The 14,738-nt window shown below is 50.1% G+C and carries 13 protein-coding genes; 12 read left to right on the top strand and 1 reads right to left on the bottom strand.

The window, feature by feature from the left end:
• Positions 1-25: 25 nt before the first annotated feature.
• The gene (locus ACZ50P_RS07025; RefSeq protein WP_464134589.1) at positions 26-592 is read right to left on the bottom strand and encodes a hypothetical protein; all 567 of its coding nucleotides are present in this window, start codon (positions 590-592) and stop codon (positions 26-28) included.
• 175 nt (positions 593-767) lie between these two features.
• Between ACZ50P_RS07025 and gspC the strand changes: the two genes are divergently transcribed.
• The 12 genes from gspC to gspN all read left to right on the top strand — a co-directional run bounded on the left by gspC (position 768) and on the right by gspN (position 14,597).
• Positions 768-1,682: a type II secretion system protein GspC gene (gene gspC / locus ACZ50P_RS07020; protein WP_464134586.1), complete on the top strand. Its 915-nt coding sequence runs from the start codon at positions 768-770 to the stop codon at positions 1,680-1,682.
• Between the two features lie 129 nt (positions 1,683-1,811).
• On the top strand, positions 1,812-4,112 hold the full coding sequence (gene gspD / locus ACZ50P_RS07015; RefSeq protein WP_464134583.1) for a type II secretion system secretin GspD: 2,301 nt from the start codon (positions 1,812-1,814) through the stop codon (positions 4,110-4,112).
• Positions 4,113-4,115: 3 nt separating this feature from the next.
• Positions 4,116-5,810, top strand: coding sequence for a type II secretion system ATPase GspE (gspE, locus tag ACZ50P_RS07010; protein WP_464134581.1), 1,695 nt, complete (start codon positions 4,116-4,118; stop codon positions 5,808-5,810).
• Between the two features lie 118 nt (positions 5,811-5,928).
• Positions 5,929-7,146, top strand: a complete 1,218-nt coding sequence (gene gspF / locus ACZ50P_RS07005; protein WP_464134578.1) for a type II secretion system inner membrane protein GspF — start codon at positions 5,929-5,931, stop codon at positions 7,144-7,146.
• Between the two features lie 253 nt (positions 7,147-7,399).
• The gene (gene gspG / locus ACZ50P_RS07000; RefSeq protein ID WP_464117247.1) at positions 7,400-7,810 is read left to right on the top strand and encodes a type II secretion system major pseudopilin GspG; all 411 of its coding nucleotides are present in this window, start codon (positions 7,400-7,402) and stop codon (positions 7,808-7,810) included.
• Between the two features lie 5 nt (positions 7,811-7,815).
• Positions 7,816-8,397, top strand: a complete 582-nt coding sequence (locus ACZ50P_RS06995) for a pilus assembly FimT family protein (RefSeq protein ID WP_464134575.1) — start codon at positions 7,816-7,818, stop codon at positions 8,395-8,397.
• Positions 8,394-8,894, top strand: coding sequence for a type II secretion system protein (locus tag ACZ50P_RS06990; protein ID WP_464117249.1), 501 nt, complete (start codon positions 8,394-8,396; stop codon positions 8,892-8,894). The genes ACZ50P_RS06995 and ACZ50P_RS06990 overlap by 4 nt, the downstream gene beginning before the upstream one ends.
• Positions 8,894-9,778, top strand: a complete 885-nt coding sequence (locus tag ACZ50P_RS06985; RefSeq protein WP_464134572.1) for a type II secretion system protein GspJ — start codon at positions 8,894-8,896, stop codon at positions 9,776-9,778. The genes ACZ50P_RS06990 and ACZ50P_RS06985 overlap by 1 nt, the downstream gene beginning before the upstream one ends.
• Complete coding sequence (locus ACZ50P_RS06980; protein WP_464134570.1) at positions 9,726-10,988, top strand: type II secretion system minor pseudopilin; 1,263 nt, start codon at positions 9,726-9,728, stop codon at positions 10,986-10,988. The genes ACZ50P_RS06985 and ACZ50P_RS06980 overlap by 53 nt, the downstream gene beginning before the upstream one ends.
• A gap of 299 nt (positions 10,989-11,287) precedes the next feature.
• Positions 11,288-12,955, top strand: a complete 1,668-nt coding sequence (gene pilM / locus ACZ50P_RS06975) for a pilus assembly protein PilM (protein WP_464134567.1) — start codon at positions 11,288-11,290, stop codon at positions 12,953-12,955.
• Positions 12,952-13,629, top strand: a complete 678-nt coding sequence (locus ACZ50P_RS06970) for a hypothetical protein (RefSeq protein WP_464134565.1) — start codon at positions 12,952-12,954, stop codon at positions 13,627-13,629. The genes pilM and ACZ50P_RS06970 overlap by 4 nt, the downstream gene beginning before the upstream one ends.
• Positions 13,630-13,631: 2 nt before the next feature.
• Positions 13,632-14,597, top strand: a complete 966-nt coding sequence (gspN, locus tag ACZ50P_RS06965) for a type II secretion system protein GspN (RefSeq protein WP_464134563.1) — start codon at positions 13,632-13,634, stop codon at positions 14,595-14,597.
• Positions 14,598-14,738 lie beyond the last annotated feature (141 nt).

Here is a 14,738-nt window from a genome sequence, read left to right as displayed (position 1 = left end):
CGGATTTCTTGAGACCCGTATGGTTTCAGATTAGCGCAACGTCCGAGACCATTGTCTCGGAAACTTGCGGCCAGAACCAATCCAACTGAGGATCAGAGGCAATAACGTCTTTAATTAAGACTTTGATATCACTGCGAGTGGAAATTTCCCGACGCAGCCACATTTCGATTTCATCATAACCCGGACCAATGATGGTGATCTCAATATGACTGAAGAAATGCAAAAGATGCAGATCTTTCGTGGCCACGGGTTTACCTTCTGTTTTTCCACGAATGAAATTCAGAACTTCATTTTTGATTTCGGCAAAATTCCTGTGGTTGATTCGGCGAAGAATAAGATCCGCCCGGTGATCACGGTTGATCCAGCGCTGATGCAGTCCTCTTTGTACAAGATTAATCAGGTAGTTTCTCAATACAGAAGGGACCAGACGAAATTCTTCGTCCGGCAACGACATCACCTGCATCAAATCTACGTATCGCGCCTGTTCCTGGCCTCGACGTAGAGAGGTGAGTACTTCTGGAATGCGCAAAACAGATTCGCGAATCCCGAGAAGATCAATTCCTGCTCCATCCGTGAAGTAGAGAATTCTCATATCACTATCATGACCTATCTTTACGAAATGTGTGCAGAAAAATGCCAGACCCAGACCAGGGTCCAGTATGTATTTTTTAGTGCAGTCACCTCGCCTTTTTGATAGGCTAAACAGAGGCCCAAGGACTAGGCGCTGGCAGCGGTAACGCTGGTTAAAGACAAAGGATTGTGCAACCGTGACTTCACGCAACTCGAAGAATCAAAGACCACCGCTTGAAAAGTGGTATCCCTATATTCTCTTTGCATTTATTGGTTACTGCGTGGCCGATTTGGGCATTCTTGCCTATCGCGATAAAATGCTTCCCCAATCTGCCCCACCATCGCACCCCAAAGCCCCTCAGTTTGATGGTGGTATCAGCCGTGGCGCTTACAATTCCATCACCAGCCGTAACATGTTTGCGTCCAGCGGGGTGATTCCCGATGCGCTGGTGGACAAATCCAAAGGTGCAGAAGCACAAAAAGAAGCCGATCCGGTTCCTTCTCAACTTCCACTGACTTTGATTGGAACTTTGGTGCACTCCAATCCGGACAAATCCCTTGCGGCGATTGAAGTTCGCGGCAAACAGGGCGTTATCTCCTACAACCCCGGCAAAGAAATCGAGGGCATGGCCTCCATCATGAAGGTGGAACGCCAAAAAGTGATCTTCCGCAACTTGAACTCCAATCGACTTGAATACATTGAAATGAAAAAAGATGGAAAAGTCGCCTTCGGCGCCGGCCGCCCTTCTTCCGGCGGCGGTGATAAAGAAGTCCAAAAGGTTGGCGACAATAACTTCGTGATCAAACGTGCGGATCTTTTGAAATACACCAACGATCTTTCCAGTATTTTGATGCAAGCCCGCGCCGTTCCCAACCGCGAACCCGGCACTGGAAACATCAATGGCTTCCGCATTTTAGATATGCAACCCGGCAGTATTTACGAACAACTTGGCATCCAAAGAATGGACGTCATCAAGGCCGTCGACGGCACCCCTGTCGACAGCCCCGCCAAAGCCATGGAACTTTACAACACCTTGAAGAACTCACCCAAAGTGACCCTTCAAGTTGAAAGAAACGGTAAAACCGAAACCATGACTTATAATATTCAGTAAGGCGGCAGTAGCCGCGGAGAGCTGGCGGGGCAACAGCCCCAAAAGCTGAACCAGCGTCGGCCCCCGGGTCGACAGCAGAATAAGAACTTAAAAGGATTTTAAGACAACTCCTCAGGAGGAGAAGGCAAAATGAAAAAAACCGTCAGCATAGGACTTGCTTCATTGATGACAGCCCAATTGGTGGGCCCTGCAGCAAATGCTCAGTTTGAGGACTTCCCTCCTCCACCGCCACCACCGGATTTCGGCGACATGGGGGGCGGCGAGCCTCCTCCACCTCCTGATTTTGGCGGCAGCAACTCTGGCCCGTCCGGGTTTGCACCTCGGGGTGGTTCCGACAGCAATTCTGGCGGCACTGCAAACATTTTGAATAAAGCGGAAAAAGACAAGCTGGCGAAGGCTCCGATCGAGGACATCAACAGCAAGAACTTCCCGGAAACGATTGAGTCCTTCGACTTCCCGAACGTGGAAATCACGGATCTGATCAAAGCTATCGGTGAACTGACCGGTAAGAACTTTATCATTGATCCGGGTGTACGTGGTAAAATCACGATCACAGCGCCGACAAAAATCACTGTGGCTGAAGCTTACAAAGCCTTCTTGTCTGCTTTGGCCATCAATGGTTTCACGGTGGTTCCTTCCGGCAGCTTCTTGAAGGTCAAATCTGCCAGAAACGCCCAGCGTGACAATATCGAAACTTATTCCGGCGCTTACTATCCAAACGCGGATCAGATGATCACCCGTATCATTCACTTGAAGCACATCTCTGCTTCCCAGGTGAATCGGGATCTTCGCATTTTGCCATCCAAAGATGGCGAGATGAATATCTATGAGCCAACAAACTCCATCATCATTTCGGATTATGGTTCCAACATTGACCGCGTGATGAAAATCATCAGTCAGTTGGACGTTCCCGGCTTTGAAGAACAACTTGAGGTTATTCCTATTAAATACGCGAAAGCCAAAGATCTTGCCGATCTGGTGGATAAAATCGTCAATAAAGGAAATAAAACCCAAGGTTCCGCTCCGGGCACATTCACGGCGGGTGTTCCGCGCTTCTCGCGTTCTGCGGGGGCAACGTCCCAACAAGGTGCCAGCTTCTTTATGGCCATTCCGGATGACCGTACAAATTCCATCATCGTGGTGGGTAACAAATCCGGTATCGTGCGCATTAAAAAACTGATTTCCCAGTTGGACTTCAAAATCCGCGCGGAAGAATCCGGTGGCGTTTACGTTTACAGCGTAAAATACGGCGATGCGGAAAAGATCGCCCAGACCCTGCAAGGTGTGGCAAAAGATGCCGCGCCAAAACCAGCTACTGGCGGAAGCCTGCTGTCCCCTATCGGAGCCAGCGGTCAAATGCAAGCACAGCAGGAAATCTTTGGTGGCGATGTTAAGATCACAGCGGATAAAACAACCAACAGCTTGGTTGTGACGGCAAGCAAACAGGACTATGACGTGGTTCTCAGTATCCTGTCCAAACTGGATGCGCCTCGCGATCAGGTCTTTGTTGAAGCGATCATCATGGAAATGTCCGTGAATGACGGTAATTCCTGGGGTATTGGTTACTACCAGTACGGCGACAGCGGTTATGGTAAAGTGGGCTTCAATGGTCTATCCAATATCAATGATTTCCTGTCCCCGACAGGAGGTTCCGGTGCGGTGATCGGCTTTGGCCAGGGGAAAACGGTGGAAGTCACCGACCCTATTTCCAAGCAGACTTTGAAAATCCCAAGTTTGTTGGGCTTTATCAATTTCCTGAAGACCGCCAAGAAAGCCAATATCCTTTCCACTCCACAGTTGATGACATTGGACAATCAAGAGGGTGAATTGGAAGTCGGTGACAAAGTCGTCGTCGGTGAAAACGTACAGAACGTCGGAACCAGCGGCACAACCGTCAGAACACCACAGTTTGAGGACGCGACGATCAAATTGGCCATCAAGCCATTTATCAGCCCGGCCTCCAACCAGATCCGCATGGAAATCAAACAACAAGTGGCACAGCTTTCTACAGCCAGCACGCCGAAAGCCTTCCAGGATTCGACTCAGCCTTTGGCGAAGCGCTCCTTGAAGACAGTGATCAACGTCAACAACGGCGATACGGTGGTTCTGGGTGGTTTGATGAAAGAACAGGACCAAGAGTCAGTTACGAAGGTGCCGCTGCTGGGTGATATTCCAATCATCGGCTGGTTGTTCAAGTCCCGCACTGTTGTGAAAGATAAAACCAACATGGTGGTCTTCCTGACACCGAAAATTGTGCGTAACACGTCGGAAGCAAACGCCATCGTCTCCAAGAAGCTGGATGAGCGCGTGGAATTTGTCAAAGCACAAGGCGGCGTGGACCCTTACGGTGCTAAACTCGAAGAAGTCCGCCGTAAAGCAGAGGCTCCAAGTGAAGCCCCTGCTGTGACCGAACCTATTATTGAGGAGTAATTCATGGCCTCCGTGGATGTTTCAACGATTCTCGCCAAATCAACCTCTTTGACTCAGGACCAGATTCGATCGGTCCTGAACAACCCTTCAGTGGTCAGACCCGTCACTGTGGGTGAGGCTTTGGCTGCGAAGGAGTTTTCCACGGCGGATGAAGTGGTCTCTGATCTTTGCAAAGAACTGGGCCTGGATTTTATCCGCGACATCCCTGTCAGCGAAATTTCGGTGGACCTGATCCGCGATCTTCCGATCAACTACGCCAAACAACACAACGTCCTTCCCTACAAGGAAGACTCTGAGCTGCTGGTGGTACTAACCAGCAATCCGGTGAATCTGAAAGCTCTGGATGACATGAAGGTGCTCTTTGGTAAGCGCGTGCGCCCCCTGATCACCACCTCCAGCCGCGTTCAGGATGCCATCAACAAAGTTTACGAAAAAAGCACCGCCAATCTGTCCGGTCTTGATGAGATCGCAGAAGAGGACTACGACCTGGATGATCCTATCGTGGATCTGCTTGAGGCCGGCGAAGACGACGCCCCGGTGATCAAGATGGTCAACAGCCTTCTGTTCCGTGCGGTGAAAGAAAAAGCGTCTGACATTCACATCGAACCTTATGAAAAAGACATGGCCGTGCGCTTCCGTACGGACGGTATTTTGTTCGATGTGTTCAAACCACCTAAAAAGCTGCAAAACGCGATCACTTCCCGTATCAAAGTTATGGCCAACCTGAACATCGCTGAAAAACGTTTGCCTCAGGATGGTCGTATCCCTTTGAAAGTCGGCGGTAAGGACATCGATATCCGTCTTTCCTGCGTCCCAACCACCTTCGGCGAACGCCTGGTGATGCGTATTCAGGACAGATCCTCTGTTGTGCGTGAACTGTCGGCTTTGGGCTTTTCTCAGGAAAACCTGTCCCGCATGGAAGAAGACATCCTGACTCGCTCGTATGGTATCTTCCTGGTCACGGGTCCGACGGGTTCTGGTAAATCCACGACTCTTTATGGCGCTCTTTCCAAATTGAACCAACCTGACGTTAACATTCTGACTGTGGAAGATCCGGTGGAGCAACGTATCCACGGGATTGGCCAGGTGCAGGTGAACTCCAAGATCGGCCTGACTTTCGCAGCCGGACTGCGCTCGTTCCTTCGTCAAGACCCGGACATCATCATGGTCGGTGAGATTCGTGACTTGGAAACAGCGGAGCTGGCCATTCAGGCCTCTTTGACCGGTCACTTGGTTTTATCCACTTTGCATACGAATGACTCGGCCGGGGCCTTCCCCCGTCTGATCGACTTCGGAGTGGAGCCGTTTCTGATTGCGACCTCTATCACGGGCGTCATCGCCCAGCGTTTGGTGCGCGTGCTTTGCCCACACTGTAAAGCACCACATGAAGCCACAGATTTTGAACTTCAACTTCTGGGTATCACGCGCGAAGAGGCCAACAAAGCCAATATCTGTAAAGCGATGGGTTGCAACCACTGCTCTCAGAAAGGCTACTCCGGTCGTACCAACATCGGAGAGCTGCTGATCGTGACCGATGACATCCGTTCATTGATCATGCAGAGAAAAGACGGTAACACTATTAAGAAACAAGCAGTCGCTAATGGAATGAAGACCTTCCGTGACCACGGCATTCAAAAAGTTCTTGCCGGAATCACGACTATTGAAGAACTGACTTCCAATACACAACTGGATATTTGATCGGCCCCGGCCGGCAGAGCTGAAGCCCCGGAAGGGGCGCAGACTGAAGCAGCTAAGGCTGCATAAAAAACAAAGGCGGCCTGGCCGCCTCAATTAAAGCGTAACTAAGGTAATTAAGATGCCTATTTTTGAGTACAAAGGCCTGTCGAAAGACGGAAGAAATGTCAAAGGAACCATCGACGCTGAAAATCAGCGTGCGGCCCGCGCCAAACTCAAAAAAGACAATATCTTTGTCGTCGATATCAAAGATAAAAAAAAGATCGATCCCAAGAAGAAATCCGGCCCGCGTGCGACCAAAGTTGTCGGCGTCAAGGACCTGTCTCTGATGACACGCCAGTTGGCCACCCTGATCAAAGCCAACATCCCTTTGGTCGATGCATTGACGGCCGTTTCCGAACAAGTGGAAAACCCGACATTGTCAGAAGCCCTGGCGGACTGCAAGAACATGGTCAACGAAGGGTCCACCTTGCATAAGGCCATGCTGAAGTATCCAAACATCTTCACGAACATCTATGTCTCGATGGTGGAAGCCGGCGAAATGTCCGGAAGTTTGGACGTGATTCTGATGCGTCTGGCAGAGTTCACCGAAGCGCAAGCCGATTTGCGTGCCAAGGTCAGCAGTGCTATGACCTACCCGATCATCATGCTGGTGGTGACGTTTGGTTTGATGGGCTTCCTGTTTATTTTCCTGATCCCGAAAATGGTGACCGTGTTTGAATCGGCCCCTCAGTTGCAGCTTCCCTGGTACACGGTTGCTTTGATCGATGCTTCACAGTTTGCCGTGAACTACTGGTACCTGATTTTGGGCAGCATGCTGATTATTTATCTTTTGTTCCGCAACTGGAAGAACACGCCGGCGGGACGCAATCAGTGGGATGCCATTTCCTTAAAACTGCCGCTGGTGGGCCCGACGGTGCGCATGGTGGCGGTCTCCCGCTTCACCCGCACTCTGGCAACACTTTTAAACGGCGGTGTTCCGATGCTGGCGGCGCTGACGATTGTTCGCAATGTCGTGGACAATCATGTTCTGGCGATTGCGATTGATGAGGCCCGCAATAATATCTCTGAAGGGGAATCCATCGCAGGTCCGTTAAAGAAATCCGGGCAGTTCCCGCCTATCGTGATTCACATGGTGAACATCGGCGAAAAAACCGGTGAGCTGGAAAACATGCTGACGCAAGTTTCTGATGCCTATGACTTCCAGGTGAAAACCAAACTGGAAGGCCTGACCAGTATCATGGGTCCGGTGGTGATTGTGATCATGGGCGCGGCGATCGGTATGATCGTAATGGCCGTGATGGTGCCAATGTTCGAAATGGCCAACGTGGCGGGATAGTCCCGTTGAACATTGAGACAGGGGGTAAATCCCCCTGGAAGAATCCATAGAGTCACAATCGGGTCCAACTTGGAACCTCAAGTAACCTCTCAACTCCACCCCCTAAGCCCTCAGTCTGGGGAAAGATATTGTTCTCAAAGCGAAACGCAGCTGGAGAAATTATTATGTGACATAGGTCGGGCAGCCGCTCTGCACTTTGCTTTACCTTGGGCCAAGGCTCTGTTAGGATTATCATCTGTAAAAAGGAGTAAGTATGTCTCTTCTCAAAAATCGCAAGGGTATGACTCTGATTGAAATCATGATCGTCCTTGCCATCATCGGTGGTATCGCAGCTCTTCTTCTCCCAAACATCACGGGACAATTGGATAAATCCAAGGCCAAAGAAGCTAAGATCCAGCTCACTCAAATCGTCAATGCACTTTCCATGTACTACACTGATTGCGGTAAATATCCACAATCATTGGAAGGCCTGACAAAGCAGGATCCAAACTGCTCAAACTGGGGCCCGCAACCTTACTACACTAAAAAACTTCAAGATCCATTTGGCCATGACCTGGTTTACGAACTGGATGGTGGCGAGTACACATTGAAGTCATTGGGTAAAGACGGCCGCGAAGGCGGTTCTGGCTTTGACAAGGACATCACACTTGAGGATTTGAACTAATCCCGATGTCTTCGCAAAGGGGCTTCACTCTTATCGAGATCATGATTGTGCTGGCTATTATGGCCGCCCTGATCACAGTGGGAGCCCCTCGCCTTCTGAAAAATAATGAAGGCAATATCAAAGCGGTCGCCCGCAATTTCATTGTTCTTAGCAAAGAACTTCGCAACAAAGCCCGCCTGACCAATTCCACTTACCGCCTGGCCATCAGCATGGAAGCCGACGAACCCAAGTACTGGGTTGAACGCGCCAATGGCCCGCAGGCCGTGGACCCGGAATCCTACGAAAAAGAAAAAGAGACCGGTGAAGACGCTCCCCCACCTCTGTTTCAGATGGACAAGTCCTTGCTGAAAAAAGAAAAGGAACTTCCTGGTGGTCTGCGCTTTGCCTCGGTGGAAACCGTGAATATGAAATCCCCTATGACTTCGGGGATTGCCTATATCCATTTCTTCCCGGAGGGCTTCGTGGAGGCGTCCGCCGTGCAGATCACAAATGGAAATAATTTAACTTGGACTCTTGTTTTTAATCCTTTAACGGGTCAAGCTGATATCATAGAGAAAGCTTCTTCGTTAAAGGACGTCCAACGGTGAGAAAAAACGGATTCACATTGATTGAAACCGTCATTGCGATGGTGATTCTGTCATCAGGAATTATGCTTCTGGCAAATTCCTGGAGTGGCAGCTTCATGCGCGTGCGCAAGACTCAACTGTCCACCGAAGTCACCGCTTTACTTGAACGAAAAATGACTGAAATCGAACTGGAATATGCCGGCAAACCGCTGGATTCAATCCCCGAGGAAACTGAAGATGATTTCGGGTCCGAATATTCCCAGTACTCATGGAAAATGACCTCGAAAGAATTTGAAGTTCCCGACATCTCCGCCACCCTGACGGCGCAAGCTGGAGGTGCGGATGAAATGGCTTTGACCGTGATGAAAACTTTGACCGAACATCTGGGAAAGTCCATCAAGGAAGTCAAAGTCACAGTCATTTATAAAGGCGCCAAAAAACCGTTGGAGTTTTCAGCAACTCAGTACTTTGTGGACTACGACAAGGAGCTTCCGCTTCCTTCGATGCCGGGGATGTGATGATGAGAAAATCCTCGGGCTTCACCATGATTGAACTGATGATCACAATCACGATTCTGGGCACTTTGACCCTGCTGACGGCGCAGTCCATTCAGCAGGCGGTCAAAGCCAAGGTCAAATTACAGGATCAGATTGATGATGTGTCTCGTATGCGCGATGCCTTGCGCCTGCTGGAGCGGGATATCAATCTGGCTTATCACTATCGTGATCTGGAAAAAGAAATCGACCAACTGGTTAAAAAGAAACCCGCAAACCAACAGCAGCAACAAATTGGCGGCACTATTGCTTCCGGGGGGCAGTTCCCGGGGGATCCGGGGCCGTTAACAAACGAAGCACAAACCCAGCAAGAAGAACGCCGCGAGGTCCCCCGTCGCGACCCTGAAACTCACTGGGTCGGCACCGAAGACAGTTTGAACTTCGTGACCATGAACAACGCCCGCACCGTGCGCAACTCCCGTCAGGCTGACTTTATTGAAGTTGGTTACAGTCTGCGCGATTGTAAAAGTCTGACCGAAGGTGGAGGCTCTTCCAAGTGTCTGTGGCGCAGAAGCACACCTTATGTGGATCTGGATGTCACCAAAGGTGGTGATGAGGTGGCCCTGCTGGAACACGTGACCGAATTCAAACTGCGCTACATGGGTAAAGGAAAACAGGACTGGGCGACTTCATGGAGAACCGACGCCCAGGGTGACGCCGCCACCAAGAGCAAGTTCCCCCAAGCGGTGGAGATCTCAGTCACCGTCGATAAGAAGATCGCCGGCAAAAGTAAAAAATATTCCATGCAACTGATCGTTCCCGTTCACTTCCCCAATAATCCAGAGGAGGGTGCAAATGCTCAAGGCAATCAAAGCTCTTGGCCAAGGTCTCAATCGCCCACTCAATAATCGTCGCGGCATCGCCCTGATGATTGCGATTGCCTGTATCATGCTGATTATGTGGATTGCCATGGAGGTGTCGTACGATTCAAACGTAGAGTACATCGTCAACTCTCAAGGGATGAATCGTATCAAAGCCTACTATGCTGCCAAATCCGGCATGCAGCTGAGCCTTCTGCGCATCAAGATCTATCAACAGGCCCAAAGCAAGTTGGGCGACAAACTGGGCGACACCAAAATGCTGGATCAAATCTGGCAGTTCCCCTTTGCCTGGCCCCTGCCGATCCCGGACGAACTGAGCGCCGTCGACAAAGATAACTTCAAAAAAGCCGTCAAGGATTCTTCGATGGATGCGGGTTATTTTGTCACTATCGAAGATGAAGGCTCAAAAATCGACTTAAACGACCTGGCCTCCCCCTCCAAGTCCCTGCAGGAAATCACGAAGAAGCAACTTCTGAATATTTTTGAACAGAAGAAAAAAGAAGACGAAGCTTTTGAGCGGGAATATTCCAGCGTCCGCTTTGATGAACTGATTAACAATATCGCCGACTGGATGAGTCCAAAATCAGCCTCCCTGAACGGTGGCGACAAAAGATCGAACTATGCAGAGCTGAATCAGGAGTCCCAAAGCGATTACTATCCACCCAACCGAGGTTTCCGCACCATCGCAGAGTTGCGCATGGTCCCGGGAATGAACGACGTCTTTTTCGACCTGCTAGCCCCCAGAGTCACCATCTATGGCATGAAGGGCATTAATCCAAATCTGGCCAGCGCCGAAGTACTAAAATCACTGGACCCGGCCATGACCACAGAAGTGGTTAAAGAAATCATCAAACGCCGCGACAACGCCGACGAAGGTGGTCCGTTTAAGTGCAACCAATCCGGCGGCAGCGACGACTTCTGGAATTTCGTAGAAAGCAAAGGCATCCGCCCCGAAGGCAAAGTCGAAGAAATCCCCCTGACCTGTGACAGCGTGATCAATTTCAAAATCCGCAGCACCGGAGAATTTGCAGGCGCTTCCCGCGAGATCACGGCCATCGTGATGAACCTGCAAAAAACCGCAGACAAGGTAAAGTCCTACGTCAAAAAAGATCAGAGCCAAAGCCAACAACAGCAACAACAAAGCGGCCAACAAGGACAACAACAGGGCCAACAACAATCCCAATCCCCTCAAATCCCCAAAGGCCCCCCAAGAATAGTCTACTGGAACGAAAGATAAGGAAAAGGCTGGACCAAAATCCAGCTTTTTTTTTATTCCCCCAAAATCTCTCCACTCTCTCCTCCAACCGCGACTTCCAAGGGAAGAAGCCCACAAGTCTTCGCAGCCCCAGGCAAGGTCTTTTATGCCATTGGCTCTGTGTATAGCTATTATTGTCGCCCTTCGGTGGCGCATGGATGCGCGAACCACAGCGAAGCTGTGGCACCGACGAGCCTGGATGGCGTGGCGACAATAATAGCTATACACAGAGCCAAACGTCGCATAAACTTAGACCAAAGCCAGTTCATGGAGGAATTGCTTTGAAATCTCTCGGCATAGACATCGGTTCCAGCAGTATAAAAATTGTGGAGGTGCAATCCACTTCCAAAGGATTTCAAGTCACTCAGTGCATGGAGCATCCACTAGGAATTGCCCCCGGCCACGATCAGGAACTTGAGATTCTGGAATATCTGCGCGACTTTGCCAGTCTTTATGATCCGGCCCAAACACGTTTTGTTTTTGCTTTACCGCAAAATCGCGTGGCTGTTCGTAATAAATTCTTCCCCTTCAATGACCGCTTAAAAATTGCCAAAAGTTTGGCTTTCGAATTGGAAGAGGATCTGCCTTTCTCCGCGGACAATGCCATCTTTGATGCCAAAATCATCCGCACAGTGGGTTCCGGTGCGGAAATCCTGGCCTGCGCGGCTCCGAAAATTCACGTTCAGAATCTGATTCAAAGAGCTCAAGACTCAAACATGGACCCCTTCCTGATTTCTGCGGAAGGCACGGCCTATGCCAATGTTTTTGAAAAGTGGAATGAAGCGCCTCCCTCCGTGCCTGCCCCTGCCATCGGCCTTGATGACGAGGCCAAGCCCGTGCGCCAGGTGACTTTGACTTTGCACATCGGGCACAGCCGCACTTTGGTGTGTGCTTTTGAAGGTAGCTCTCTTATTCAGGTCGGATCCATTCTTTGGGGTGGGAAAAATATTGCCGAAGCCATTGCGCAAAAGTATGAAATTCCCTTCATCGAAGCCATCAAAGAGCTGCAAACTAAAGCTTTCATTTTAACTAACAAACAAGGTGCCACTTTCGATCAGGTCACTTTCTCAGACACCATTGCAAAATGTGTTCGTGAGATGGCGCGAGATCTGCAGTTGGCGATTCTTGAACTAAAAAGCGAGTTCAACGCCCAGATCAACAGCATCAGCATGACAGGTGGCGTATCGCAGATTCAGAATTTGGGACCTTTCCTGACTCAGGTTCTCGAGGTTCCGGTGAACCGCGTGTCGGCTCTGGATCAAACCCCGAACATTGCCTTTGAACGTTCCGTCGCTAACGGAGCAAAAATGGGTGTGGCTTTGGGGCTGGCACTGGAAGGCTTCAAAAAACCGCGCAATCCCCCGGTGAACTTCCTGCGTGGCGAGTTCGCAAAAGAAAATCACCAGTTCAAAATGTTCTGGGAAAAATGGGGCCCGACAATCAAAGTGGCCACGGCAGCACTGGTTGTGCTGTTCGTTTACACTTCCTTGCGTGAAAGTTTCTCTTTAAGTCTTGCGGACCGCACGCAGGAAGTATTGAAAACTCAGGCCAAAACTGTGGCGGGGCTGAAAGGCCGTGCCGCCTCTGAAAACGGCATCCGCAAGTACATTCGGGACAACAAAAAGCGCGCAGCTGATCTGAAAACTCTGGCCAGTGTTGCCAATATGAATTCCGCGTTGGATATCGCCAAGAAGATCAACGACGCTGTCCCGCCGAAGTCCTCAATCACCTTGGACATCCAACAGCTTTCTGTTCAGGACCAGCAGGTGGTTTTACAGGGTTACGTCAATTCCCCGAAAGAAATGAGTCTGTTGCAACAGGCGCTGACCAACGTTTCCACTGATGGTCAGGTGAAGCCAGGGCAAAGCCGCCTGAATCCCCTGCCGGGACGCACGGCTTTTTCGTTCAGTTTCAATGTCGATCGTAATATTGAGAAGGTGACTCGATGAGCAGCTTGGATGATTTGAAAGAAAGATTTATCGCCGACTCTCGCGCCACATGGGAACGTCTTCAGGAAAGCACCGCGTACAACCAAATGCGTGACCGCTATGAAAACATGACCCCCGCCATGCAGAAGCTGACTTTGATCGGCGGCGTGGCCTTGATGACTTTGCTTGTCCTGTCCATCCCCTATGGCAAATACACACAGTCCACTGAATATGTTGGGGAATTTGAAAGCAAACGCATGACCATTCGTGAGCTTTTGAAAGTCAGCCGCGAATCTTCGGATGTACCGCAGATTCCCCAGGCCCCGTCCATGGACATGATCCGCAACAATGTGGACAATCAGATCAAAGCCGCCAATCTTTTGCCTGAACAAATTCAGGGCACAGAGATTCAGGAAAACAATTCCAATCTGGTTCCTAAAAATCTGACAGAGGGACTTTTGCAGGTCAGCCTGGTGAAACTGAATCTGCGTCAGGTGTTGGATCTGGGGTATCAGTTCCAAAGCATCAATCCCAGTGTCAAACTGAAGGACATGATCATGACGGCAAATCGTGAAGACGGCCGTTACTTTGATGTGGTTTACAAGCTGGTGGCTCTGGCCGTTCCAGCCCCCCCGGCACCCGAACCAATGGAACCTTCTCGCGGCCGCAAAAACCGCAATAGCGGGGACGAGTAATCATGGCCCAACTTCGTCAGCTACTGAAATTGATCGGACAAAGCAAAAGCAAAATCGCCGTGATGGTACTTTCCGCGCTGGTGTTTGTTTTTCTGCTCTTCCCGTTTGATGACCTGAGTGACTTGATTTCTTCACAAGTATCCCGCTTGAGCAATAATTCAGTCTACGTGCAGTTTGAAAAGCTGAAAATGAGCCTTTTCCCACAACCTGGTGTGCAGATGGATCAGGTTTATATTGAGTCTTTAAGAACTCCGGCGATTTCCGCGCAGGAACTGGTGATCACCCCGTCTATTCGCGGCTTGATCCAACAAAAACCGTATGGGCATGTTTCCGCCAAGGGACTATTGAAGGGTGATGTCGATGTTCATGTCGGCAAAGGCTCCAAGACAGAAAACGGTGCCGAACGCCATAAGATTGAAGTCAGCGCGAAGAAAATTTCGTTGCATGATTTGCGTGAGATGGCGAATCTGCCGGTCCTTTTGAAGGGGCAGTTGAATCTGGAATCCACGGTTCTTGCCGACTTAAGCTTCCAGGAACAACCCGATGTGGAAATGAATCTTTCCATCAACCAGTTCGAGCTTCCTCCTTCCAACGTCAACACACCGATGGGTCCATTGACGTTACCAGACTTGAAGCTGAGCACAGTGGAACTAAAAGGTCGCTTGGCCGCAGGTCAGTTCGTGATTGAAAGCGGCACCATTGGCAAGCCGGGGGACGAACTGTACGGTACTATTAAGGGCAAGATCGGCTTAACAATCGTCAACCGCGGCAGCTCCTTTGGACATCAAATCGGGGCCTACAACATCGAAGTGGATCTGCGCACTAAACGCAGCTTCCAAGAGCGTGCAGCCCTGTTCCTGACGTTCATTGACGGCTATAAAACACAGACGCCTGAGGGGTCTCAGTACAAGTTCAAAGTCTCTGCCAGCAATCCCATGATGCCGCCAAGCATCGGCGCTGCGCGTTAGTCCGAGTTTTAGATCTCTTCCCAACCCCGCTTTAATTAACTTGATGCGGGGCTCTGCTTAATAATTGCACACCTCTTTGGTAATTAAATTTGAGTCGGAAGTCCTTATTGACTTCACTCTTAATCTGACCAAAAACGAATG

The organism is Bdellovibrio sp. CKG001, from assembly GCF_055397465.1.
Note: the sequence above shows the minus strand (reverse complement) of the source record. Positions and strands in the feature narration are given on the sequence as shown.

Excerpts from the sequence above, each read along its gene's own strand:
- ACZ50P_RS07025 (WP_464134589.1), bottom strand. The coding sequence starts at position 592 with ATGAGAATTCTCTACTTCACGGATGGAGCAGGAATTGATCTTCTCGGG.
- gspD (WP_464134583.1), top strand. The coding sequence starts at position 1,812 with ATGAAAAAAACCGTCAGCATAGGACTTGCTTCATTGATGACAGCCCAA.
- gspE (WP_464134581.1), top strand. The coding sequence starts at position 4,116 with ATGGCCTCCGTGGATGTTTCAACGATTCTCGCCAAATCAACCTCTTTG.
- gspF (WP_464134578.1), top strand. The coding sequence starts at position 5,929 with ATGCCTATTTTTGAGTACAAAGGCCTGTCGAAAGACGGAAGAAATGTC.
- gspG (WP_464117247.1), top strand. The coding sequence starts at position 7,400 with ATGTCTCTTCTCAAAAATCGCAAGGGTATGACTCTGATTGAAATCATG.
- ACZ50P_RS06995 (WP_464134575.1), top strand. The coding sequence starts at position 7,816 with ATGTCTTCGCAAAGGGGCTTCACTCTTATCGAGATCATGATTGTGCTG.
- ACZ50P_RS06985 (WP_464134572.1), top strand. The coding sequence starts at position 8,894 with ATGATGAGAAAATCCTCGGGCTTCACCATGATTGAACTGATGATCACA.
- ACZ50P_RS06980 (WP_464134570.1), top strand. The coding sequence starts at position 9,726 with ATGCTCAAGGCAATCAAAGCTCTTGGCCAAGGTCTCAATCGCCCACTC.
- ACZ50P_RS06970 (WP_464134565.1), top strand. The coding sequence starts at position 12,952 with ATGAGCAGCTTGGATGATTTGAAAGAAAGATTTATCGCCGACTCTCGC.
- gspN (WP_464134563.1), top strand. The coding sequence starts at position 13,632 with ATGGCCCAACTTCGTCAGCTACTGAAATTGATCGGACAAAGCAAAAGC.